Origin of the sequence: Streptomyces sp. NBC_00190 (assembly GCF_036203305.1) — a bacterium.
Lineage (GTDB): Bacteria > Actinomycetota > Actinomycetes > Streptomycetales > Streptomycetaceae > Streptomyces.
The window spans coordinates 7,112,719-7,135,177 of sequence record NZ_CP108131.1; the positions used below are offsets into that span (position 1 = coordinate 7,112,719).

The following is a 22,459-nucleotide window of genomic DNA, read 5'->3' on the forward strand; positions in this document are numbered from 1 at the left end:
TGCGATCGAGTGTTCAGCGTTCGAGTGGGGCCCGGAGCGCCTCGGCGATCTCGGCGGGAGCCTCCTCGGCCATGAAGTGGCCGCACGTGACGGTCCTGTGCTGCAGGTCGGCGGCCCAGGTGTGCCACAGGGCGGCCGCGTCGAAGCCGAGGGCGGCGCCCCAGTCCTGCTGGAGCACGGTGACGGGCATCTTCAGCTGATGGCCGGCCGCCCGGTCCACCCGGTCGTGCTCCATCAGGTGCCGGTCTGCTCGTACGCGTGTCCCGCGCGCAGCACGGCCGGGGCCGGGACGGACGCCGGGTCGCGCGGGTCGTGGCCGACCAGGGAGGCCAGGACCCGCGCGGCGTCCTCCACCGTGCGGGTGATGGGGCCGACGTGGTCGAGCGACCAGGACAGGGACGTCACGCCGTACCGGGGGACCAGTCCGTACGTCGGCTTCAGGCCGACGACCCCGTTCAGTGCGGCGGGTACCCGGATCGACCCCCCGGTGTCGGTCCCCAGCGCGAACGTGGCGGCTCCGGCGGCCACGGCGACCGCCGATGGAGCCACCGGCGACCCGCCCCCGGTCCCAGGCGTTGCCGGTCTGAGGTGTGGTCAGGCCGTAGGCGAATTCGTGCGTGTGGGTCTTGCCGACGAAAGCCGTGCCGGCCGCGGAGAGTTGCGCTGCGACCGTGGCGTCGGCCACCGCCCGGTGGCCGTCACGTACCCGGGAGCTCGCGGACGTGGCCATCCCGGCCACATCGATCAGGTCCTTCAACCCGGCGGGAATGCCGTGCAGAGGTCCTCTGATCCGGTCGGTGGCGGCCTCGTCCGCCGCACGTCGCGCTGCCTGCCGTGCGTGATCCGCCGTTACCGCGGCGTAGGCCCGCAGGCGCGGTTGGACCTGCTCGATGCGCTCCAGTACCGAGTCCACCAGCTCGACCGGAGACAGCCGCCGGGTCCGTATGGCCTCGGCGGCGTCGGCCACGGTCAGTTCAAACGGCTGCATCGTGCTGCTCCCCTCCCGCGCGGTACGCGGCGGCCGGCGGTGTGTCCCCGAAGTCCAGTTCCCGCAGGACGGAGACGACGGAATGGATGTGGTCGGCGGTGGCCGCCACTCCCGCGTGGCGCTCGTTCGCCAGCGGGAGTCCGGATCGCGCGGCCCAGCGAGCCGCCTCCGGCGGCGTGAGATCAGCGGCGGACATGTGTGGCCTTCCTGATCGGGCTGAGGGGCGGCGAGTGATCACCGCCACGCTAAAGCTAACAGGTTGCGTTAGCTGACGGCAGAGCCTACGTTACTTAAAGCGAACCAATCGCTTTTGAGTGTGGATCCGCCCTCCGTAGACGAAGGAAGACATCTCTCGTGCGCACAGCTCCGCCCGCCGAAACCGCCCCGCCCGCCGCCGCTCCGTCCTGGGCGATCGGTGACGTCACCGTCCACCGCATCGACGAGATCCCGCTGCCGCCGGAGACCGGCCCCTGGCTCCTGCCGGCCGCCACCGCCGACGTCGTCGCCGAACAGGGCTGGCTCCGGCCCGACTTCGCGGATCGCGACGGGATCCTGCGCATCGACAGCCACAGCTTCGCCCTGGTCGTGGACGGACTGCGCGTACTCGTCGACACCGGAGTCGGCAACGGGAAGACGCGCGCGAACCCGGCATGGCACGACCTCCGCACCGACTACCTCGCACGCCTCGCGGCGGCGGGGTTCGCTCCGGAGGCCGTCGACCTGGTGGTGCTGACCCATCTGCACACCGATCACGTCGGCTGGAACACGCGGGAAGCCGAAGGCGCTTGGGTGCCGACGTTCCCCAACGCCCGCTACCTCACGGCGAAGGCGGAGTACGACTTCTGGGCCGCGTACGACATGGAGGAGGCGCGGCGCGCCATGTTCCGCGACTCCGTGCATCCGGTCGAGGAGGCGGGTCTGCTCGACCTGGTCGACGTGCCGTCCGAGGGCATCGACATCGCCGCCGGTCTGCGCCTGGTGCCGGCCCCGGGGCACACTCCTGGCCACGTCGCCGTCCAGGTGAGCAGTGCCGGTGCCACGGCGGTGATCACCGGGGACTGCATCCATCACCCCGTACAGCTGGCGCATCCGGGAATCGGCAGCTGTGTCGACATCGACCCCGAGCAGGCCGAGGCGACCCGCCGTTCGCTGCTCGCCTCGCTCGCCGACACCGACGGCCTGCTCCTCGGCACTCACTTCCCTCCGCCGACCGCCGGCCGTGTCGTCACCATGGGCGACGCCTACCGGCTCGAGCCCGTGCCCGGCCGGGGCGCGGTGGCCGGAGCCTGACCGCCGGCGCATCGGGCCGCGGCGGCCGACGCGGGACCGCGGGGTGGAGTCGACCGCCTCGGTGGCATCCTGCGGCGGAGCGAACCGGCTGGAGGCGGCCTCTCGTGAACCCGCCGCGCCCGGTCAGCGGGACGTGTCGCCGCCGTTCAGGACGTCCTGCACGAGCCGGCGCGCGTAGGCGGCGGTGAGGTCGCCGGGACGGAAGAGGATGTGGTACATCATGGGCGCCACGACCCGGTCGAGGACCGACTCGACGTCGGGGGCGTCCTCGCCGCGCTCCGCGGCCCGGGCGAGCATGATGTCGATCTGCTCGGCCGCGTACGCGGAGCACCGCGCCGCGTTGTCACCGCCGGGGTCCCCGAGCAGGGCGTCGCGAATGTAGGCCCGGCCGATGGGAGAGGCCATCTCCTCGATGAACTGCTCGGCCCAGTTCCGCAGGTCGGTCGGCAGGTCTCCGTGGTCCCGCGGCGGAGCGTCCGGCCGCAGGTGCTCCACGGCGACGTCCGACAGCAGCTCCTGCAGGTCGCCCCAGCGCCGGTAGATCGTCGACGGCGTGACGCCCGCGCGGGCCGCGACGAGCGGAACGGTCAGCTCGGGGCGGCCCACTTCCTCCTGGAGTTCGCGCACGGCGGTATGGACCGCTTCCTGGACACGGGCGCTGCGGCCGCCCGGGCGAACCATGGGTTTGCGACTCATGTGAGCAGCTTAAAGCAAAGTTCTTGCTTCATGGGGGCAACTTAAAGCGAACCGATTGCTTTAGCCCCGAAGGGTGAAGTAGCGTGCTTAAAGCAAACCATCCGCTTTAAGTCGGGAGTTGTTGATGGTGAAGCGCCTGCCCTTCGTGCTGGACGCATCCATCCTGATCACCCTGCTGGCCGCCTCCAGCGCGCCCACTCCCCTCTACCCCGTGTATCAGGACCGGTGGGAGCTGTCCGCGCTGTCCGTGACGGTGGTCTTCAGCGCGTACACCCTCGCCCTGCTGGCGGCCCTGCTCACCACCGGGGCCCTGTCCGACCACGTAGGGCGGCGTCCCGTGCTCATGTGCGCGCTCACGCTGGAAGCGGCCTCGATGGCAGCGTTCGCGAGCGCCGACGGCATGGGAGCCCTCATCGCCGCGCGCGTGCTGCAAGGACTCGCCACCGGCGCGGCCACCAGCGCGGCGGGGGCCGCCCTGGTCGATCTCGACGAGCCGGGGCACCCCGGCCGGTCCGCCCTCACCAACAGCATCGCGCCGGCGGCAGGGATGGCTGTCGGCGTCCTGACATCCACCGTGCTCATCCGCTACGTACCCGGGCCGACCGTGACCGTGTACCTCGCGTTGATGCTCGTATTCCTCGGGCAGGCAGCCGCCGTCTCCCTTTCCCCCGAGACCGCCCGTCCCCACGCCGGGGCGTGGCGCTCCTTGCGTCCGCGCCTCGCCGTCTCCCCGGCCGCCCGCGGGCCCCTTGTGATCAGCGGCGGGGGAGTCATCGCCGTATGGGCGCTCGGAGGCTTCTACTCCTCCCTCGGCCCGGCCTTCGTCCGCCTCGTGGCCCCCGACGCTCCGCAGGCGGCCGGAGGCATGGTCTTCTTCACCCTGAGCCTGTCGGCGGCGCTCACGGTCCGGGCCACCCGCGGCCTACCCCCCGTGACCGCCACGCTCCTGGGCTGCTCGGCGGTTCCCGTTGCCGTGGCCCTGTCCCTGGCCGCCATCCACCTGGTGAGCCTGCCCGCCGTCTTCGCCGCGGCCCTCCTGGCCGGTGTCGCCTTCGGCGCGGTGTCACAGGGCTCGCTGCGCATGGTCCTCGCCCCGGTCCCGCAGCCCGACCGGAGCACGACGCTGGCCGCGTACTACGTGCTCTCCTACGTGGCGATGAGCCTGCCGGCCGTGGCCGCAGGCCTCCTGACGGAGGTGTACGGCCTGCGGACAGCGGCCCATCTGTACGCCGTCCTCGTCGCCCTGCTCGCCACGGCCGCGCTGCTCACCCTCGTTGCCGCCGCGCTCCCTCATCCCGGACCCGGGTTCCCCCGGAGCGTGGTCGCCGCCCCGGAGGTCCCCGCGGGACCACCGGCCGATGTCACGGTCGGACGAGGCCGTGTGGCCTGGGCACGGAGTGACCGCGGTAGTACACGAGGGTGAGAGGCCCGGAGCCACCGGACGAGCGGGTCGTGGGTCGGGGGTCCCCGCCCCGCCCCCCGCTACTCCTCCAGCAGGCCCGGGACCTGCCGCGGCCGTCCGTCGGCGTCGATGGCGACGAAGGTCAGGACGGCGGTGGCGACCTCGGTGGCGGGAGTGGTGGTGATGTTCCAGCGTTCCGCGGTGACCCGGACGGAGACGGTCATGGAGGTCCGGCCAGCTCGTTCGAGCGTGGCGTGGACGGTCAGCAGGTCCCCGGCACGGGCTGGGGAGTGGAAGGTCATGCGGTCCACGGAGACCGTGACGGCGGGGCCGTCGGCATGGCGGCCCGCCGACGCCGCGGCCGCGTCGTCGATGAGCTTCATGACGACGCCGCCATGAATGGTCCCGTAGAGGTTGGTGTCGTGCTCGCTCATGATGTGGGCGAGGGTCACACGGGAGTCGGCCGGCGCCTTGTGGGCCCTGGCGCCTGCGGTGATGTCCGCGGTCACGGAGCTCTCCTTCGCGAGTCGTGCGGGGGCGGTCCCGGTGGACCGGCCGCAGGCGCGAAGGAGCGGCGGGCACGCATGCGCCCGCTGCCGCCGGCCCGCCCTCGAGGCCACCGAGATCTCCGTACGCGTCTTTCGCGCACGGGCAGCGGCAGGTCTTCGGACTCGCGGGCGGGCCGGCGTACGCATGGCGCGTACGGAGGCACCTACTGGCCGTTGCTTCCCAGGTCCGTCCCGGACCCAGTGCGTATGACGGCGGTCGTTCCCGCTCACCGCTGCGGGGCAGTCCCGGATTCCCACCGGGTTCCCTCTTGCGACGCATCCCGCCTGGCTGACGGGGCGAACCAGCTGCCGGGCCAGCCTAAGGGCTGTCCCGCGGGCGCGGGTGCCGCTCGTGCGTGACCCCCGCCTCACCCGGCCGGCTCCGGCTGCTCGGCGGCCGACCGTTGCCGCGGTACGGATTCGGCCTGCCGTAGGACCGTAGGACGGCCCGGCCGACCGCCAGGGCCGGGACCAGGACCAGGGGTGATGGAAAGTCACTGGCTTCCCGTGCCCTCCAGCGGCGAGACTTCCGGCGTGACGCTTCACGAGAATGAGATCCCCGTCGACGAAACGCTGGTCCGGTCACTGCTGAAGGCGCAGCGCCCGGAGTGGGCCGCCCTGCCGTTGTCGCCCGCAGGCGCAGGCACGGACAACACCATGTACCGGCTGGGCGATGACCTGCTCGTGCGACTTCCGCGAACCGCCGACAACGGACAGTCCGTGCGGAAGGAGCAGGAATGGCTGCCCCGCCTGGCGCCCCTCCTCCCGTGTCCGGTTCCCGAGCCCGTCCACGCCGGGACACCCACCGACGCCTTCCCGGTCGTCTGGTCGGTCTATCGCTGGATCGACGGTGACGAAGCCGGCCCGGACACCGTCCGGGACTGGGCCGCCTTCGGAGCCGACCTGGCGGCGGTCGTGAGGGAGCTCCACGGCATCGACCTCATGGGAGCGACCCGCGCAGATGGCCTCAGCTGGTACCGCGGAGGCAGCCTGGGGCCGTGCGACCAGTGGATCAGTGGATGTCTCGACGATTGCCGGACCACCGTGGGTTCTGAGCTCGACGTCGACACTCTGGAACAGCTGTGGCGAGCCGCGCTCGCACTGCCCGAGCCCTCCGGACCTCACGTGTGGCTCCACGGAGACCTCAAGCCGACCAACCTCCTGGTCCGGGACGGCAAGCTCCACTCGGTCATCGACTTCGGAGGACTCTCGGTCGGATTTCCCGACGCTGAGCACTCCACGGTCTGGGACCTGCCGTCACAAGCCCGACAGGCCTACTGGGACACCTTGAACCTCGACGATTCGACCTGGACCCGCGCCCGCGCCTGGGCGGTCGCGGTGGGCGTCAGCGGGATCTCCTACTACTGGGACACCTTCCCCGCCTTCGTCGCCGAATGCCGAGCACGCCTCCAGGCGATCCTCGCCGACGCCGCCACGCGTTGAGCGGCCTCCCCGACCCAGGAGGAAGCGCCGTACGGCGCAGGTTCAGTGACAGTGGGTGGGACGTTCAGAGCCCGTGCTGGTCGAGAACGGCCATCAGCTTCCGCTTGGTGTCGTTTCCCTCGACGGTGGCGGTGATCGCTTCGTCCCCGATCTCCAGCCGGGAGACGGCGGAGAGATAGCCGCGCCCCCGCTCGAAGGAACGCGCCCCGCCAGTCGGCGCAGGTCCTTCTCGGTGAAACGCAAGGCATGTGTCACGGCATCCATTCAATCGAAGGGGAGGCCACCGGCACCACGTTTCGGTTCCCACGCCTTGGGCGGTCCGGGCCACGGCGGGGGCAGCCCTGCGGTTCAGCTCCGCAGGCACCACTCGACGAACCCCGCGACGCTTCCGTCCACCCCGGCCTCCTCGTTCGCCACCGCGGCCGTGCGGAAGAAGTGGACCTCCCGGAAGTTGAGTTCCATGGCCTGCACGAGGCTGTGCAGGCCGAGCGCCTCACGGAGCCAGGTCCGGGCGCCGGTACTGTCTTCGAGGCCGGCCGGTACCAGGCCGTGCTCGGCGAGCAGGTCCGTCTTGCTGATGGCGACCGCGAGGCGCGAGCGCTGCAGTGGGGCGCCCATCGCGGCCACGGCCTGGACCGAGCGGGCGAAGACCTCCTCCGGATCGACCGTGGAGCCGAGGGTGCGGTCCAGCAGCGGGCCGGGCGGCGGCTCCATGGTGGTCCAGAACGCCTTCACCGCCATCGGGTCCAGCACGAAGACGAAGGTGCGCGCGGCCCGTGCGTAGCGCAGCGCGTCGGTGTCCTCGCGGTCGACGAACCGCTCGCCGGCCGTGTCGAAGAGGTGGATCAGCCGCTGGGACCGGCCGCCGCCGAGGACGAAGGAGTGTGCGCGGGGCAGGGTCTTCTGGGTGGCGCGGGTGTGCCCCCGCATCCGCAGTACTTCGCGCAGCACCTGGTAGTTGGTGTCCGACTCCTCGTCGGCGAGGGTGATCGCCGGACCGCCGTTCGCCGCGGCGTGCTCCAGGGACAGCAGCATGGCCGCCATCAGCTGGGTCTTGCCCGCCGCCTGTCCGCCGATCAGCGGTATCACCACCTCGGGCATGTGGCCGGCGTCCGTGTTCATCGGCTTCCCGCAGTGCGGGTGGACGCAGTACGCCTGGAGCCGCGAGTTCCGGCCCATCAGCATCAGCAGCGTCGGCATGCGCTGTCCGCACTCGCAGCGGCGCCGGAAGATCCCGTACGTCCCCGGGCGGATGTCGGCGTGCCGACGCCGGCAGGTGGGGCTGGGGCAGTCGTACGACGGGTAGGGCACTCGCTCGAAGCAGTGCGGGCAGAGCATTCCGGTGCGCAGCCGCTTCATCCACAGCACTGCCCGGTCGACGGCCCTCAGGGTGCCGGCGAGGAGCCGGGCACCGCCCGTCAGCAGCGCCAGGACGAGCGCGTGCAGGGCGAACAGCAGGCCGAGCAGCGGAACGGCCAAGGCCGCGCCCGCGCAGAGTCCCAGGTACAGAGTCAGGCCGTACGGGATCGTGAAGGCCCGGTGCCTTGTCGGGGCGACGAACTGCCGTGAGGTCACGGCGCGGAAGGAATCGCCGACCGTGGTGGTGTACGAGCGCCCCTCCAGCGTGAGCAGTTGGCGCAGGTCGCGTGAGGCCGGACCGAAGAAGTAGTTGCGGTACGCCTTCACCTCCTCGTCCTGGGGGCGGTAGGGAGGCAGCGTCCGGAACTCGGGGGTGCGCCGGTACACGACGCCGACCAGCGTGCGTCCGTACCCGGCGAGCACCTGCATGACCAGCGCGAGACCCCGCAGGGTGGCGATGAAGGGGACGAAGGCCAGGTACCAGGAGAGCCCGAAGAGGAAGAGGACGGGGAGCAGGACGAACCTGACGATTTCAGCCACGGAGTGTCACCGTCCCTTCTTCTTCCGGGAGCTGTCGGATGCCGAGGTGCCGGACGCCGCGGTGTCCGGCGGGTCGGCGGCGGCGGGCGCGGTGCGCCGGCCGCGGAACCAGAGCTTGCGGGGCGGGCCGGGCCGCCGGGCCTCGGCCCCGTCGGCGTAGTGGTCGGCGAGTGCGGCCTCGTGGGGCCGCACCGCCTGCTCCAGCCGTTTCAGGTCCGCCACGTGCCAGTGCCCTTCGGGATGGGCCCGGATGGCCTCGACGATCTCCTCCTGGGCCTGGGAGAGCCGGGCCCCCGCGGGCAGGGTGGCGACGGTGGCGACATGACTGAGCAGGATGTCGTCGATCCGTTCGCCTCCCGTCACCCCCTGGCGCACGAGCGACAGGTACCGGTCCAGGTCGCGGTTGTTCAGCTCCGCGAGGCGGCCACGGAACCGGCTGACATCGGCGGGCAGGCGCAGCAGGGCCGGCACCAGGTAGAGACGCTTCAACGCCCGCGGCGCCGCCCACGGGCCGGTCTGCTGGATCTCGAACGCGGCGAAGAGTTCCGTGGCCTCGCGGGCGTCACGGAGAGCGTCCTCCAGGTCGAGGGTGATCCGTACGCGCTCCGCGGCGTCTGCCGGCAGCCAGGCGAAGCGGCGCGGATGGGAGAGCAGGCGGCACAGGTCGAGACAGTCCGTGAGCGCGTCCTCGTCCTCGATCCCCTGGCTCAGGGCGCGGTCGAACCACTCGCCGACCACCGTGTCCACCGGCTCCGAGACGGGCAGCCCCGCCGCGATACGGGCCGCCTCCTGGTGCGTCCAGGTGCGCGAGGGCTGCCGCCACAGGCCGCGCAGCAACTCCTCGTCGGGCGACGTGCGTCCGCGGATCGTCAGGATCTTGAACATGAGCGGGACCGTGTTCCAGGGATCGCGCTCGGCCCTCGCCCGCAGGTGGTGCTCCAGGAGCAGGGGCCGGCCCACCAGGTCGCCTTCGCGCAGGAGCTCGGCGGGGAACTGCGCGAAGAGCTGTTCCTGCCCCGCGCGGCGTTCCAGCGCCTCCTCCACCGCCGTGGCCAGCGAGGTCCTCATCACGGGCAGGACGTGGACGAGTTCGGCCACCTCGTGGCGGAACCCCGGCGCGGGTGCCGTGGTCCCCAGCAACGCGTGGGACAGGGTGAGCGTCTCGCCCGCCATGACCTCCGGCGGCACCGGGAGGCGGGTGCCGACGGCCCAGAGCAGCAGGCGCGTGCGCTCGCGCGCGGTCCGTACCTCCGTCTCCAGCAGCCGTTCCCACAGGGCGGCGGCCCGCTCGCGTGCCGCCGGATCGGTGATCGGTACGGGCTCGACGGCGTCCTCGGCGGCGGTCGTGTAGGCCCGCATACGCAGCCCGTACAGCTTTCCCTCGATCTCCCGGTGGACCGCCGGGTCACCGCCGGCCTTCGCGGCCACGCTCAGCGCGGTCAGCCGGGCGTCGTCCAGGCCCCGGTGCTCACGGTGGATGTCCGCGGCCACGGCCGCCCGGCGCGCCCCCAGATGGTCTGCCCCGGCCAGCCAGTCGATCACCGCGTGGACGTCGGGCGCGGCGAGCGCGATGCCGCCGGAGGCCGCCGCCGCGGCGACGGGGGCGTGCCAGTCGTCCGCAGTCTCCTCCCCGCCCTCGGCGTAATCCGCCGTCCAGGACCAGACGGGCCGGACGGAGCCGACACCGATCCTGGTGAGGAGCCGGACCAGTGCGGGGACGGGCACCTCGGGGAACACGCCCCGGGCGAAGTCGAACACGGTGTAGGCCGCTTCGTCGTCCGGCGCGAAGGTGAGCGGCGGCTCGGGCACGGTGCCGATCAGGTGCAGCCGGCTGCGGGCCGGACGCAGGACGTAGGTGGCGAAGGACAGGCCGCGGGAGAGCGAGGGCGGCAGCAGGTAGGAGACCGCGGCGAACCAGTGCGCGATCTGCTCGGTCGAATGGTCTACCACCACCACCGAGCCGTGCTCGGTGAGCGCGGCGAACACGGCGGCCAGCAGCTCCGGCAGCCGGGCCGCGTGGGGATGGCCGCGCAGGAACTCGCCCACGGCGCGGACACCGAGCGGCCCGGGAGCGGGTCCGGCCAGCGTCGGGATCTCCGTGCTCGGGGACACCGTGCGGGTCCACACCGGCGAGTTCCACAACTCGATCGGCAGCATTCCGCCCCCGGCCGCCGGGAAGTCCTCACTGTGCAGGGCGTGGGCGAAGTAGTTGCCGAAACGCCGGGCGGAGTCGCGGCCCACGTACCGCACGCACAGCGCGGTGGCGCTGCGCCCCGCCCGGTCGTAGGGCCGGTAGCAGAGGTTGACCGGGCAGCGCTCCAGCGACTCCGGCGTGTCCGACTCCACCAGCGAACGGGGCGGCTCGTACCCGGCCAGTGCCTCCACGGCCAGCCGGGTCTCTGCCGTGACGCCCGCGCTGACGGCATTGAACTGGAAGCCGGAGAACCCGCTGAGCCCGTGCTCGCAGGAGGTGTAGTAGAGCTGCTGGAATTGCTTCATCCCCGGCCCGCCTTCGGCACCGAACCGAACTCGCTCAGCAGCCACAGCAGAGGGTCGGCCACCCGGTAGGGCTGGATGCCGGTGGGGGCGACCCGGGCGTCGGGGGTGGGGTTGCGGCCCAGGGCGGAGACCCCGAAGTAGCGGTAGCGGGAGTAGTGGTTGTTCAGCAGTTGGTCGATCGGAACCCCGTCCCAGTCCTTGAGGAGCCGGCGCACCTCCTCGTGGACGCTGAGGCTGTCGCCGACGTCGAACCGGCCGCGCGAGGGCGCGTGGTCGCGCAGCGGGCTGCTGGGTTCGAGCAGGTGCCAGAAGGCGTCCATCTTCGAGAAGACCACGGCGACGGGGGTGTCGAGCAACCGGTCGGAGCGGCCGGAACGGGGCGCGAGGAGCAGGCTGGTGACCCGGGAGAGGACGTTGACGGGAGAGTCCAGGCCCTCGGTGCCCGGCAGCGGCGTACCGGGCAGCGCGTTGTCGCGGGCGCCCGGCATCTGCAGCGGATCGAGCAGCAGCACGATGCCGTCGGCGTTGGCCAGGTACCGGGTGTTGAGCTCCACGCTCTCCCGGGAGCTGAAGTCCTCACCGGCGGTGTCGAAGAACGACAGGACGGTGTGCTGCGGGCGTTCGCCGAGCAGGGTGCGCCGGCGCAGGCCGAACCGGAAGACCAGCGGGTCCACCCGGTTGAGGGTGGTGGAGGCGGTCTGGGTGCCGGGGAACATCTGGTTGTCGCGGTAGAGACGGTCCTCGTAGTCGGAGCTGTAGCGCCGCATCGTCGCGTCGTCCGTGCCCATCAGGGCGGCTCCGTACGCCTCGCCCACCCGGTTGCGCACCTCGTGGAGGAGCACGGTCATGTAGACGGTCTTGCCCGACGCCTTCGGGCCGACCATGGCGATCAGACGGTTCTCCACCATGCCGAACTGGACGGGCAGTTCGGAGTGGCAGACCGGGCAGATCCGGTAGGTGCTCTCACCGTCGCAGTCAGGGCAGACGGCCGTGGGCTTGCGGCCGTCCGCGGCGAAGTCCGGGCCGAGGTCGTGGCTGCGGCGCGGTCCCTTGCGCTGGTCGAGCACCTGGTCGCGACGGCGCGCGCACTGCTTTCCGGTCCGGCTCAGGCGGCTGTTGCAGCGGAAACGGATCTCCCGCGGGGTGAAGCCCTCGTAACAGTAGGGGCAGGTGAGACGTTTGGCCATCAGGTGACTCGCAGTCTGTGCAGCGCCGTCGGGCGGATGTCGATACCGGATTCGGCGCCCGCGTCGGCCGGGAAGCAGACCAGCCAGGACGGGCCGCGGGTGGCGGGCAGCGGGAACTCCACGGTCATGGGGGCGCCGGCAGACAGCCGCTGCGCGGGCACCTCGTGCAGGACGGTTCCCTCGGCGGTACTGGTGGGGCGGAAGCGGCCGAGGCTGTGGACGATGCGGACACCGGGCAGGTCGCAGCCCGTCTCCGAGGTGAAGGTGACCGAAGCGACCCGGCCCTTGAGACGCCGGCGCACGACCGGCTCGTACGCGACGACGGTGGGTTCGGCGGGGACGAGCAGTGAGGACGCGCCTTCGCAGCCCCCGTGGAGCTCCGGGACCAGCGCCTCCACGGTGAGGGTGACGGCTCCCCGGCCCACGGCCAGGTCGAACCCGCCGTCGTGCTCGTACACCCGGCGCCGGCACACGACGTCCCCGTCACCGGGGCCCGCAGCGGCGGTGCCCCCTTCCCGGCGCCAGCGGACCCGCGCGCTCAGGGCGCCCTCGGGCCACGCCCAGAGGACGAGGAGGTGGTCCCCGCGCCGGATGAACTGGAGCTGGTCGACCGGCACCGCGAACAGGACGCGCGGCTCGGTCGCAGACCCCGTCGGGGCCCCGGCCGTGGTGTCGTACGGGCTGCCGTGGCCGGGCGGGGCCGCGGCCCCGGGCCCCGGCGACGGTGGCTCCGCCGCCTCCGTGGGGGCCGCGGTGTGCGCGGCCCCGGGCTCCGGCGGACCGGCGTACGAGGGTTCGGCGGGGGGTGGACCGGCGTACGGGGCCTCCGGGCGGGGTGCTTCGGTGTACGGGGGCTCCGCGGGGGGTGCATCGGCGTACCCGGGTTCGGCGTGCGGCGCGTGCGGAGCCCCGGTGTGCGGCGGCTGGGCGTACGGCTGTCCGGCCTCTTCGGGCTCCACTGGTTCGAAGGCGCTCCGGAGTCCGCCCGGCCCGGCCTGCTCGGCCGTCTGCCCGGCGTCCTGGACGGCCGACGCGCCGCCCTGCCGTGACCCGGGCTCGGGGTCCTCCGTCCGGGAGCGCCCGGTGCGGGGCTCCGGGTCCGTCGCGGCGACGGCGGGCTCCGGGTCCGTCAGGCCGGCGGCGTCCCGGCCGAGGTACCCGGCTTCCGCGCGCGGGTGACCGGCGCCCGGTCTCGCGTACCCGGCTTCGGCCCGCACCGACTGCGCGGGGGATCCGCTGACGACGCGCAGAACGCCGAAGTCCCGCAGTGACAACAGCCCCAGCACGACGGCCAGTCCGGGGCGGTCGCAGCGCACCGAAAGGCCCCGCGCGGCCGGGAGGGCCTCGATCCCGGCCTGCAGCTCGGGCGCGGCGCCCATCCCGCCGGCGAGCAGTACGGTGTCCACGGCCGGTTCCGCGGTGGTCAGTTGCTCCGCGACGGCGGCGAGCACGCGCTCCCGCAGGGGCCCCACCGCCCGCTCGAAGGCGGTCCGTTCCAGGGTCAGCGGGTGGTGCTCGCCGACCGCGTCCTCCACGGACCCGGTGGCGACGTCCGAGCCGTCGAGCCCCTGTCGGAGCGTCCGCGCAGCCCCGAGCGGGTCCGCGCCCTCCGGCAGGCCCCCGTTCAGTTCCGCGGCGACCGCCGCGTCCCAGGCGTCGCCGCCGAGCGGCAGGCTGAGGGCGCGGACCACGTGCACGGTGAGGTCGGGGGCGATCGCCAGGACGCTCAGGTCCAGCGTCGTCGCCCCCTGGTCGCAGACGAGGACCGTGTGGTCCACGCCCTCCGCGATCGCCCCGTAGTGCAGCGCCGCGGCCACGGGCTCCGGTACGACGCGCGCGACGTCGAGTCCGGCGCGCTCCACCGCGTACCGCAGCTCGTCCTCGCGCCCGCCCGACACCGGGAGTCCGATGAGGGCCGCGCGGTCCGGCTCCACCGCGAAGGAGTCCTCCGCGGCCCGGGAGGAGCCGAGCAGCAGGGGCAGCGCGCGGACCGGGTCGAGCACCCCGTCCACGCCTGCCAGTTCGGTCGTGGTCACCTCGGGACGGCCGTCGGGGCCGACCCGCGCGACGCGCCCGTACCGGTGTCCGAGGTCGATGGCGATCATGCTCGTCCGCTCCCTTCGTCCGCGAACGACGCCGCGCCGTGGCCGCCCCGCCGCGCGCCGTCGGGGCTGACCTGCGCCGTACCGTCGGCCGCGATGCCGACCCGGATCCGGCTGCCCGGATCCGGTCGGTGCGCCAGCAGGTGGCTGACGACGGCCGAGCGCACCAGCTCCAGCTCGTTGCGGATCTGCCGTCCTCCGTACGCCTGGTGCTCGGGGTCCGACATCCGCTCCGTGATCCACGGGTGCAGGGTGTCCGGGTCGGCGATCAGCTCCACGCGGTGGCGTTCGCGGACCGACTCGGCGAGCTGGCGCAGCAGCCGGTCGGCGATGCTGACGACGTGCTCGTGGCGCAGCATGTCGAAGACGACCACGCCAGGCTTGAGCCGCCCGTAGATCTCGGGCCTGCCGATCTGGCGGAACTTGTCCTCCACCGCCCGGGTGAAGTGCGCTTCCAACTGTCCGTACGAGAGCTCGTCGCGCTCCTCCAACAGGCTCTGGACCTGCTCCGCGCCCGTGTTGGAGGTGAAGATGATCAGACACTGGGAGAAGTGCGCCGTCTGGCCGCGCCCGTCGGTGAGCCGGCCGTCCTCCAGGATCTGCAGGAACTTGTCCAGGACCTTGGGGTGGGCCTTCTCGATCTCGTCGAAGAGCAGCACGCTGAACGGCCGTTCCTGCACCCGACGGGTCAGCTCCCCGCCCTGTTCGTGGCCGATGAAGCCGGGCGGCGCACCGGCCAGCCGCTCGGCGGCGTGCTCCTGCTGGTACTCGCTCATGTCGAAGCGGGCGTAGGCGCTTTGGTCGCCGAACATCAACTCGGCCACTGCCTTGGCGAGTTCGGTCTTGCCCACACCGGTGGGTCCCACGAAGAAGAACGCGCCCCGGGGACGGGCGGTCCCCGAACTGCCGAAGTCGACGCCCACGAACGCGGACTGGAGGGCCGAGGCGACGGCGTTCACGGCCGTGGACTGGCCCACCACCCGGGTGCCGAGGGCCTTGGCGGCCCCCGCGACGGTCTCCCGGTCGAGCTGGGTCCACGGATCGACGCTCACGTTGAGCCGGTGCAGCTCCATCAGCCGGTCCGGCTTGCGCATGGGCGCGTTGCGCAGCCACGAGGTCCTGGCCAGGGAGTCGATGTCCCAGCCCGCCATGCCGTCGGTTGCGCCGACGAGGGCTTCGAGGTCGGCGCGGGAGGAGTCCTGCGCCCCGTTGAAGTAGCGCTGCAGCCAGCTGAGCCACAGACGGCGCTCGCTCGGGTCGGGCGGGCTGATGTGCAGGGCGGCGATCCTGGGGTCCTCCAGGTGGAACCAGCCGGGCAGCCGTCCGATGTCACCGACCGCGCACAGGACCGCGTTGCGCGCGTGCGGGGTCGGGCCGGAGGCCGAGCGCGGGGTCACGGCCTCCGTCATCGCGGCGCGCAGCCGCAGATAGCCCAGGCGGGATTCGGCCTGGTCGGCCGGGAGGTGGTGGTCGACGTCCTCGAAGACGAAGGCGGTGGCCGCGTCCGGCGAGGCCACGAGGCGGTGCACGGTGGCCACGACGTCCTCGAAGGCGCGTGGCCGGCCCGACTGCCGGGGCGCCAGCAGACGCTCTCGGCCGCGGTCCCGCTCACCGCCGCGCCGGCTCCGTGCCGTGCCCGGCTCGCCGTCGGGTGCCCCGTCCGGGTTCCCGTGGCCCTCCGGCGGCCGGGTCCCCGCAGCGTCCGAGGGCGTGCCGGCCGCCCCGTCGTCCGTTCGCGCCTTCTCGGACGGCCGCCCCTCCCGCAGGCGGTCGAAGTTCTCCGCGTGGCCCGGCAGCGGGAAGGTCAGTCCGCCCACCGGGTCCCACCAGCCGACGGTCTCCGCGCCGCGTCGTTCCAGCTGGCGGGCGACCACCACGCGGAAGGAGGCGGGCCGGTCGGCGAACCACCAGCGGTCCCTGATCTGCCCGTTCATGATCACTTGGCGTCCGCGGCGCAGCTCCCAGTCCAGCGACACCGCCCACAGCGGCATCATGCCGTCCGCGGTGACCGGCTCCCCGTCGCCCGGGTGTCCGCTGTGGTGGTCCGCGGCCGGGGGGCGTCCCGCGGCGTCGGCGCCGTTCGCCCGCTTCGTCCAGTCGGCCGCGCTCACCGGGTCCACGTCCAGTCCTTCGCGGCGGCCGGCGGCTTGGGCGGCTGCCCCCCGGACCGCTTGCCCTGCCAGGTGAGTTCACCGGGGACGAAGCCGTTCCCGTCGACGATCGCCTCGTGCACCCGCTCCAGGAGGTCCTCGGTGCGGTCGCACGCCGCGCCGTCCGGATCCGGACGGAGAACGACGTCGGGCTCGCCGTCGACCTGGTAGAGGAGGATGGCGTCTTCGCCGTCCGTGCCGATCGTGGTCCGGTACGTCGCCCCGCTCGGGCGTTCGAAGCTCAGCAGCAGGCGCCCGTCCTGCTCCGCGCCGCCGGTGAAGGCGAAACCCTCACCGAGCATGGCGTCCTGCAGCGCCTGCGCGAGATCCATCCGACGCGTATAGGCCAACTGGAGTTCGTCCAGCCGTGCTTCGGCTCCGACGAGCAACTCCTCCAGCGCCGCGACCGCAGTCAGCGCGTCCGCCGCCGCACCGGTCGCGAGCGGCTCCGTGACGGTTGTCAGCGCCGCCTCGATCCGCTCCGCGAGCTCCGGATCGGCCAGCTCCAAGGCCTCGGCGGCCGCCTCCTGCACCGACTCCCGTACGACGCCGAGCCGGTCCGCCGCCTCGGCGAGCACCGCTGCGAACCGCTCCCGCTCGGCCTCCACCGCAGCCTGCCGGTCCGCCTCCCGTTCGGCGGCGACTTCCTCCGCCTGTCGTGCGGCCTCCCGCTCCCGCTCGGCCTGGCGCAGCTCCTCGGCGACCCGCTCCCCGGCAGTCGCGGCATGCCGGGCGAGCGCGTGTTCCACGGTGCCGAGCAACGCCTGGAAGCGCGTCTCCCCGCCCGGGCCGGTCGCGGCGCGCAGCTCGCCGAGCAGGTCGACGCAGTGCCGGTACCCCTGCTGGTCGTGCTCCCGGGCTTCCGGCCCGATCCGGGCGAGGCGTTCCTCCAGCCCGGCCAGGACGGCTCCGTGGCCGGCGCCCCGGCCGGGAGCCTCCCCCTCCCGGCCGAGCAGGACCACCCGGCCGCGCAGCTCCTCGATCGCCCCGCCGAGGTCCTCGGCGCGTCCGGCGCGGCCCCGCAGCAGGTCCAGCTGCTCCCGCAGGACCCGGACCTCGGAGTCCTGCGCGCGGACCCGGTCCAGCAGCTCTCCCACCTCGGCCAGCCGACGCGCGTCGGCGCCGGACTGCTCCTGGCGCGACCGGGCGGCATGCGCCTCCTGCCGTGCGGCACGGCGGGCGGCCAGCTCGGTCTCCCTGCGCTCGGCCTCAGCCCGGGCCCGTTCCCGGCGCGCTGCCGCCTCGCGGGCCCGCTGCGCGGCGCGCTCGGCCCGTTCCTTGGCCCGCTGCGCCTCCTGCCGCCTGCGTGCCGCCTCCCGGGTCCGGCGCCGTTGCGCCTCCAGCCGCGCGTAGGCCGGCGCGACCGTGACGGTGCTGTACTTCGGTGATCCGCTCATGCTTCTCTCCCTGCCTCGGCCCGCAGGACGAAGCCCCGTGCCGCGAGTCGTTCCTCGAACCCTTCCCGGAACCCCGGAGCCGGCGGCACCCCCGCCCAGGACAGCGACCCGTCGGCCTCGACGGACAGCTCCACGCCCGCGCTGGTGTCCGGCTCGGTCCCCACGTGCGCGTAGCGGTCGGTCAGGGCGACGATGCGCTGGTTGGACGAACCGCGCCAGCGCAGGCCGTGCCGCCGGGAGGCCACGTACGGGCCGTCGACCAGGAGGTCGAGGCGCTGCAGCAGCCCGCGCCGGTCCGGGCCGCCCCGGCGCAGGGCCTCGTACCGGAACCCGGAGTAGGCCATCGCACCGAAGTCGGGGCGCCGCGCCCGGACGGAGTCGAGCAGCGCGGCCAGCGCGGCCGCCTGGCTGAAGGGCTCCCCACCGGACAGCGTGACGCCCTCGATGTCCGGCAACCCGCACAGCCAGTCGGCGAGTTCGGCCACGGCGTGGTCGGTGCCGCCCTCGAAGGGCAGGGTCTCCGCCGCCACGCAGCCCCGGCAGCGCAGCGGGCAGCCCTGCACCCAGATCACGGCCCGGGTCCCCGGCCCCAGGACGGTACAGCGGTCGAGCCTCCTCGCCACCGAGAGCCGGGTCACCTCTGCCATACGGTGTTCTCCTTCATGCTCTTCGCGTCCTTCGCGTCCTTCGCGTCCTTCGCGTACGGCGCCGCGCCGTCGGCGGGCGGCCCCGGCGCCTGGGCCGGATAGCCGTCCGCGCCGTGTTCGGCCAGGTCGCACCAGGGGCACCACGGCCGCTCCGCCGTGTGCACGTGCAGGGGGTTCCTCCGGCAGGTCCTCAGCCGCGCCGGCTCCGACTCCGCGGCCAGAGCCTCGGCCCAGGCCGACGCGGGGGGACGTACCCCGCCGAACGCGGCCCGGAAGAGCGCGGTGAGCCGGCGCGGGAGCAGGTCGACGGGCGGCGCGGACCGGGGCAGGACCACCGAGGTCCGGTCGAGCAGGCGGCACCGTCCGTGCAGGATGTTGTCGTCGTACGAGAGATAGTCGGCGTCGGCCGCGGGATGCCCGGCGAAGGGGTGGAGCCCGCACATCAGCAGCTCGTGGAGCAGGACCGCGAGCACGAAATCGTCGGCCGCCCGGTCCGGAGCCGTTCCGGCAGGCGCGCCGATCCGTTCGGGCGCCGTGTGGCCCGGGCTGCCCATCCGTCCGGCGAACACCTCGCCGCCGTCCGTGAACTGCCAGGAGTCGACGTCGGCGATCCCGACCCCGCCGTGCGCGTCGACCCAGAGGTTGTCCGGCTTCAGGTCGCCCACCACATAGCCCTCGGCGTGCAGGTCCGCGAGGAGACGGGCGAGCGAGAGGCCGGCGGCGAGCGCGGTGGCCCACGTCGCGCGGGGGAGGTGCGCCCGGCGGGCCTGCGGGGTCAGCAGCTGCGCGAACGGCTGGTGGGCGTGGCGCATGTCGGCCATCACGTAGCCGTCCACTCCGTCGGGGCCCGGCCCGCCAGCCCGGACCCCCACCATCGGCCAGGCCACCCGCGGGGTGGTCCCGGACAGCAGCCGGACGGCGCGCGGCTCGCGGCGCTGGCGCACCAGCCGGGCGATGCGGCGCCGGTAGGCGGCCGGGTCCGGCGGGGCGGGGACGAGTTTGGCCACCAGCGGGCGCGCGTGCTCCACCGCGTACACGACCCCTTCCGATCCGCTGCCGATCCGCTGCGTGAGGTGCCATGTGTGCCCGCTGACGGACACCACCGTGAGGGCCATCGTCACCTGCCGTCCGTCAGGGCGCAGAGCACGGTCAGGTCGTCACCGGTCCGGGCCGCCCCGGGCCCGGAGAGCAGGGCGCGCAGGGGTTCGGCGTCACCGCCGTTGGCGCGGAGCGTCGCGGCGAGCCCGCAGAAGAACCGCTCGGACGGCAACGGGCCCGCCTCGGGAGGGAGTTCGCGTACCGAGGGATGGTCGAGGGTCAGGGACGCGCAGCCGTCGGTGGCGAGCACGACCCCGCTGAGCCTCGGCTCCCACAGCACGAAGGACCGTAATCGCAGGGCTGCCCCGGGCGAGGAGAGGAAGACCGTCCCCGGCGCGCCGGGAACCGGCGGCGGCAGGACCAGGTGGCACCGCTCCCGCGCTCCGGCGGCCGGCCCGGCCCCGGCGGCCTCGTCCACGGCGGGCTCGCGGGTCAGCACCGTCCCGAAACAGTCGCCGACCGACACGAACGCCACCCAGGGCGGCCGTAAGACCGCCGCGGCCAGCGTGGAGGCCAGCGCGCCGGCCTCCACCGGACCCTCCGGTGCGGGCACCGCCGACAGCACGCCCTCGACCGCCCGCCGGTACTCCTCGACCACCCGCGCACCGGCCCCGGCGATCCACCCCGTCCACACCTCCGGGGCGTCCTCGGCTCCGGGGATGCCCTCGGCCAGGACCCGGCAGGCGGTGTCCACGGCGATGTGCGAGCCGAGGGCACTGCGCTCCCGGCCTCCGGCGCCGTCCGCGACGGCGAGCACGGCCGTCCCGCCCAGGCCGACCGCCTTGAAGGCGTCCTGGCATCCCTGCCCGCGAGCCAGGTGCGCGGTCCCCTGGACGGCGGCCCCCGCCACGATCACCGGAACTTCTCCTCGAGCAGTCGCATCCGGCGCTCCTGGTCCACGAGGTGGGCCGTCTGGACGTGGATCTCGTCCGCGGCCTGGACCGCCCCGATCCGGTCCGAGCTCTGGAACAGCAGATCGAGGATCTTCTCGAAGGGCAGGCCCTCCAGCATCAGAGCGCCTTTCGGCGCGAGGACCCGCAGGAGCTCCAGGTCGGCGCCGCGCACACCGATCGCCTGGAGCACGCACGCGCCCCTTTCCTCCCCGAGGCGCACCTTCCGTGCCGTACCGGCCAGCGCGGCGGCGTCCATCGGCTCCCCGTTCACGTCGCTCGGCGCGCCGTCCGTCAGCACCCACAGGAACGGCCTGCGCACCTGTACCTGCCGTGCCTGCAACGCCCGGTGGCGTGCCCGGGCCAGGTCGAGGGCCGACTCGACGGCCTCCGACATCCGGGTCAGTCCGGACGCCTCCAGCCGGGGCGGGTGCATCCGGTCCACCGGTACGAAGATCCGGTCCGGGTCGGCCTCCTCGACCGGCACCAGCCGCTCCCGGCCCGGGTCGAAGACCCGCACCCGCGAGTCGAAGGTGATCAGGCAGACCTCCACCCGCGCACGCAGCCTCGGCTCCGCCCGTACCCCTGCGAACCAGCCGGCCAGGGCCTCGTTCAGCTCGTCGATCCGCGGGTTCCCGGCCGGGCGTCCCATGGACTGCGAGGTGTCGAGGAGCAGTACGACGGGCTGCCGTTCGTCACAGCCCTCCGCCAGTCCGAAGCCGTACTCACTCATTCCCCGACGCCCCGCCCTCGTCCGTCCGGGCCGCGGCGCGCGCGAGGAGAAGGTGCCGCGCGGCGTCGTAACGCACGACGACCTCCGAACCCGGCGCGATCCCGGGGGAGTCCGGGAGCATGCGCAGCAGCACACCCTCGACCAGGACGTACGTGTCGGGATCCGGCCAGGTGATGACCCGGCCCGGTGCCCCGTGACCCCACTGCTCCATCCCACCGCTCATGCGCCCACGCTAGGTGACGCGACATCAACTTTTCGCGTGTCAGCAGAGATTGGCCACACGAAGATCCCTCCCGTGCTCCTGTGCGCCGCCCGGTGCGCTCTCGCGCGCTCCGGACACCCTTCCATTGCACAGGGTCAGCCGGTCGGCCTCCGGTTGTGCGCCGGTCGGATTCCGGCCGCGACGCGCTCCACCACCGCCGCCGCCTCGGGCGTGCGCACCACGAAGTGGATGTCCCATCGCGCCCCGCGCGCCAGCTCCGCCTCCACGGCCGCCCACACGGCGGCCAGGCTGACCTGGTAGGGCAGGCCGCCGCGGCCCGATCCGAGCAGCGGGAAGCACACCGAGCGCAGCGGCGGCGAGTGGCGGTGGTGCTCCTCGGCGAGCAATGCCAGCGCCCGGGACACCGCCCGGGTGACGTCGGCCGGCAGCACGTCGTAGTCGTTGGTCCCGGCCCGGGGGACGGCGATCGCCGCGTGGTAGATGCGCCGTATGCCCTGTGCGGTCAGGGCCCCGGCACCGGTGGCCGCCACGGTGCCGGGCCGCACCGCCCGCCCCGACGTGCCGTGCCGCTCGGCCCACCGGTGCAACTCCGCCGGCAGCGGGTCCGCCAGGACCTCCCCGGTGACCCCGTGCACGGCCGTCGCCCGCCGTAACGAAGCGGCAATGGACGACTTGTACGCCTCGGGCAGCGCGAAGTAGACGTTGGACGGGGAGACGATCACGTCCACGTCACGCAGCAGGTCCACGGGGTGCACGTGCACGGTGAGGCCGACCGGCCGGCCGGCGGTACGGACCTCCACGGTCCGATGGGTGCCCAGGCCGCCCCCGTCCACCGCGGCCGTACCGGCGTCCGCCGCGTCCGCGTCCGCCGCCAGCCGCACGATGTGCTCGGCGACCTGGCCGAGCACCATCACCTCCTGTTCCTTGCGGAACCGTTCGACGCTCACCCCGTAGAGCGAGGCCGCCCTGGCGCGGCGGGAGGACGCCGGCCAGTCCCGGGTCCCCTGGGCCAGGCCCAGGGTGTACTCGGCGGCGCTGCGCAGCGTCCCCGCGTCCAGGCGCGCGACCGCGCACCGCAACAACACCTCGATGGGGGCGCCCGACGGCCGGGCGGAGGGTGCGGTGGCCGCCTGTGCCGCCGCCTCCAGGGCGGGCAGCGCACGTCCCCTCAGCCGGACCAGTCCCGCGCGCCTGACCTCCTTCAACTCGGCGAGAAGTGCTGTGTAATCAGATGGAGGTAATGCCATGGGCCCACGATGGCATCACC

The 22,459-nt window shown here is 73.4% G+C and carries 18 protein-coding genes, 2 pseudogenes and 1 riboswitch; of the genes and pseudogenes, 3 read left to right on the plus strand and 17 right to left on the minus strand.

Going from position 1 to position 22,459, the window contains the following annotated elements; genetic code table 11:
• Positions 1 to 13: 13 nt before the first annotated feature.
• The 3 genes and pseudogenes from OG429_RS33135 to OG429_RS33145 all read right to left on the minus strand — a co-directional run.
• Positions 14 to 235, minus strand: a pseudogene (locus OG429_RS33135) (alpha/beta hydrolase); the annotation flags it as partial.
• Positions 236 to 273: 38 nt separating this feature from the next.
• Positions 274 to 988 (minus strand): annotated as a pseudogene (locus tag OG429_RS33140) (amidase); the annotation flags it as partial.
• Positions 975 to 1,184: a hypothetical protein gene (locus OG429_RS33145; protein WP_328928940.1), complete on the minus strand. Its 210-nt coding sequence runs from the start codon at positions 1,182 to 1,184 to the stop codon at positions 975 to 977. The pseudogene OG429_RS33140 and the gene OG429_RS33145, both read right to left, overlap by 14 nt.
• Before the next feature lie 158 nt (positions 1,185 to 1,342).
• Here OG429_RS33145 and OG429_RS33150 point away from each other — a divergent pair, with 158 nt between their 5' ends.
• Positions 1,343 to 2,278, plus strand: coding sequence for an MBL fold metallo-hydrolase (locus OG429_RS33150; RefSeq protein WP_328928941.1), 936 nt, complete (start codon positions 1,343 to 1,345; stop codon positions 2,276 to 2,278).
• A gap of 123 nt (positions 2,279 to 2,401) precedes the next feature.
• On the opposite strand, the gene OG429_RS33155 is transcribed toward OG429_RS33150, so the two are convergent.
• The gene (locus OG429_RS33155) at positions 2,402 to 2,974 is read right to left on the minus strand and encodes a TetR/AcrR family transcriptional regulator (protein ID WP_328928942.1); all 573 of its coding nucleotides are present in this window, start codon (positions 2,972 to 2,974) and stop codon (positions 2,402 to 2,404) included.
• Positions 2,975 to 3,098: 124 nt separating this feature from the next.
• Here OG429_RS33155 and OG429_RS33160 point away from each other — a divergent pair, with 124 nt between their 5' ends.
• On the plus strand, positions 3,099 to 4,397 hold the full coding sequence (locus tag OG429_RS33160) for an MFS transporter (RefSeq protein WP_328928943.1): 1,299 nt from the start codon (positions 3,099 to 3,101) through the stop codon (positions 4,395 to 4,397).
• A 59-nt stretch (positions 4,398 to 4,456) separates the two neighbouring features.
• Here OG429_RS33160 and OG429_RS33165 read toward each other — a convergent pair whose 3' ends face one another.
• Positions 4,457 to 4,885 carry an acyl-CoA thioesterase gene (locus OG429_RS33165; RefSeq protein ID WP_328928944.1) on the minus strand — a complete coding sequence of 143 codons (429 nt, stop codon included), beginning with the start codon at positions 4,883 to 4,885 and terminating at the stop codon, positions 4,457 to 4,459.
• Positions 4,886 to 5,015: 130 nt separating this feature from the next.
• Positions 5,016 to 5,247, minus strand: a riboswitch (cobalamin riboswitch).
• Positions 5,248 to 5,458: 211 nt separating this feature from the next.
• Between OG429_RS33165 and OG429_RS33170 the strand changes: the two genes are divergently transcribed.
• Positions 5,459 to 6,367 carry an aminoglycoside phosphotransferase family protein gene (locus OG429_RS33170; protein ID WP_328928945.1) on the plus strand — a complete coding sequence of 303 codons (909 nt, stop codon included), beginning with the start codon at positions 5,459 to 5,461 and terminating at the stop codon, positions 6,365 to 6,367.
• Between the two features lie 348 nt (positions 6,368 to 6,715).
• Here the strand turns inward: OG429_RS33170 and OG429_RS33175 are convergent, their stop codons facing one another.
• The 12 genes from OG429_RS33175 to OG429_RS33230 all read right to left on the minus strand — a co-directional run bounded on the left by OG429_RS33175 (position 6,716) and on the right by OG429_RS33230 (position 22,439).
• Positions 6,716 to 8,266 carry a TRAFAC clade GTPase domain-containing protein gene (locus OG429_RS33175; RefSeq protein ID WP_328928946.1) on the minus strand — a complete coding sequence of 517 codons (1,551 nt, stop codon included), beginning with the start codon at positions 8,264 to 8,266 and terminating at the stop codon, positions 6,716 to 6,718.
• A gap of 6 nt (positions 8,267 to 8,272) precedes the next feature.
• On the minus strand, positions 8,273 to 10,765 hold the full coding sequence (locus tag OG429_RS33180; protein ID WP_328928947.1) for a GTPase-associated protein 1-related protein: 2,493 nt from the start codon (positions 10,763 to 10,765) through the stop codon (positions 8,273 to 8,275).
• Positions 10,762 to 11,952 carry a TRAFAC clade GTPase domain-containing protein gene (locus OG429_RS33185; protein WP_328928948.1) on the minus strand — a complete coding sequence of 397 codons (1,191 nt, stop codon included), beginning with the start codon at positions 11,950 to 11,952 and terminating at the stop codon, positions 10,762 to 10,764. Before OG429_RS33185 ends, OG429_RS33180 begins: the two co-directional genes overlap by 4 nt.
• A complete protein-coding gene (locus OG429_RS33190; protein WP_328928949.1) occupies positions 11,952 to 14,057 on the minus strand; it encodes an Hsp70 family protein in 2,106 nt (701 codons plus the stop codon). The genes OG429_RS33185 and OG429_RS33190 overlap by 1 nt, the downstream gene beginning before the upstream one ends.
• Positions 14,054 to 16,174: an AAA family ATPase gene (locus OG429_RS33195; protein ID WP_328928950.1), complete on the minus strand. Its 2,121-nt coding sequence runs from the start codon at positions 16,172 to 16,174 to the stop codon at positions 14,054 to 14,056. Before OG429_RS33195 ends, OG429_RS33190 begins: the two co-directional genes overlap by 4 nt.
• Positions 16,162 to 17,601 carry a hypothetical protein gene (locus OG429_RS33200; RefSeq protein ID WP_328928951.1) on the minus strand — a complete coding sequence of 480 codons (1,440 nt, stop codon included), beginning with the start codon at positions 17,599 to 17,601 and terminating at the stop codon, positions 16,162 to 16,164. Before OG429_RS33200 ends, OG429_RS33195 begins: the two co-directional genes overlap by 13 nt.
• Complete coding sequence (locus tag OG429_RS33205; protein ID WP_328928952.1) at positions 17,598 to 18,248, minus strand: 4Fe-4S single cluster domain-containing protein; 651 nt, start codon at positions 18,246 to 18,248, stop codon at positions 17,598 to 17,600. Before OG429_RS33205 ends, OG429_RS33200 begins: the two co-directional genes overlap by 4 nt.
• Entirely contained in the window at positions 18,236 to 19,363 is a 1,128-nt protein-coding gene (locus OG429_RS33210; protein WP_328930495.1) for a protein kinase domain-containing protein, read from the minus strand. Before OG429_RS33210 ends, OG429_RS33205 begins: the two co-directional genes overlap by 13 nt.
• Before the next feature lie 2 nt (positions 19,364 to 19,365).
• Positions 19,366 to 20,202, minus strand: a complete 837-nt coding sequence (locus tag OG429_RS33215) for a protein phosphatase 2C domain-containing protein (protein ID WP_328928953.1) — start codon at positions 20,200 to 20,202, stop codon at positions 19,366 to 19,368.
• Positions 20,199 to 20,969: a vWA domain-containing protein gene (locus OG429_RS33220; RefSeq protein ID WP_328928954.1), complete on the minus strand. Its 771-nt coding sequence runs from the start codon at positions 20,967 to 20,969 to the stop codon at positions 20,199 to 20,201. The genes OG429_RS33215 and OG429_RS33220 overlap by 4 nt, the downstream gene beginning before the upstream one ends.
• Positions 20,962 to 21,192, minus strand: a complete 231-nt coding sequence (locus tag OG429_RS33225; RefSeq protein WP_328928955.1) for a hypothetical protein — start codon at positions 21,190 to 21,192, stop codon at positions 20,962 to 20,964. The genes OG429_RS33220 and OG429_RS33225 overlap by 8 nt, the downstream gene beginning before the upstream one ends.
• Before the next feature lie 134 nt (positions 21,193 to 21,326).
• On the minus strand, positions 21,327 to 22,439 hold the full coding sequence (locus tag OG429_RS33230) for a macro domain-containing protein (RefSeq protein WP_328928956.1): 1,113 nt from the start codon (positions 22,437 to 22,439) through the stop codon (positions 21,327 to 21,329).
• Between the last annotated feature and the right edge of the window lie 20 nt (positions 22,440 to 22,459).

Excerpts from the sequence above, each read along its gene's own strand:
- OG429_RS33145 (WP_328928940.1), bottom strand. The coding sequence starts at position 1,184 with ATGTCCGCCGCTGATCTCACGCCGCCGGAGGCGGCTCGCTGGGCCGCG.
- OG429_RS33155 (WP_328928942.1), bottom strand. The coding sequence starts at position 2,974 with ATGAGTCGCAAACCCATGGTTCGCCCGGGCGGCCGCAGCGCCCGTGTC.
- OG429_RS33220 (WP_328928954.1), bottom strand. The coding sequence starts at position 20,969 with ATGAGTGAGTACGGCTTCGGACTGGCGGAGGGCTGTGACGAACGGCAG.
- OG429_RS33225 (WP_328928955.1), bottom strand. The coding sequence starts at position 21,192 with ATGAGCGGTGGGATGGAGCAGTGGGGTCACGGGGCACCGGGCCGGGTC.
- OG429_RS33190 (WP_328928949.1), bottom strand. The coding sequence starts at position 14,057 with ATGATCGCCATCGACCTCGGACACCGGTACGGGCGCGTCGCGCGGGTC.
- OG429_RS33205 (WP_328928952.1), bottom strand. The coding sequence starts at position 18,248 with ATGGCAGAGGTGACCCGGCTCTCGGTGGCGAGGAGGCTCGACCGCTGT.
- OG429_RS33180 (WP_328928947.1), bottom strand. The coding sequence starts at position 10,765 with ATGAAGCAATTCCAGCAGCTCTACTACACCTCCTGCGAGCACGGGCTC.
- OG429_RS33160 (WP_328928943.1), top strand. The coding sequence starts at position 3,099 with ATGGTGAAGCGCCTGCCCTTCGTGCTGGACGCATCCATCCTGATCACC.
- OG429_RS33230 (WP_328928956.1), bottom strand. The coding sequence starts at position 22,439 with ATGGCATTACCTCCATCTGATTACACAGCACTTCTCGCCGAGTTGAAG.
- OG429_RS33200 (WP_328928951.1), bottom strand. The coding sequence starts at position 17,601 with ATGAGCGGATCACCGAAGTACAGCACCGTCACGGTCGCGCCGGCCTAC.
- OG429_RS33210 (WP_328930495.1), bottom strand. The coding sequence starts at position 19,363 with ATGGCCCTCACGGTGGTGTCCGTCAGCGGGCACACATGGCACCTCACG.
- OG429_RS33185 (WP_328928948.1), bottom strand. The coding sequence starts at position 11,952 with ATGGCCAAACGTCTCACCTGCCCCTACTGTTACGAGGGCTTCACCCCG.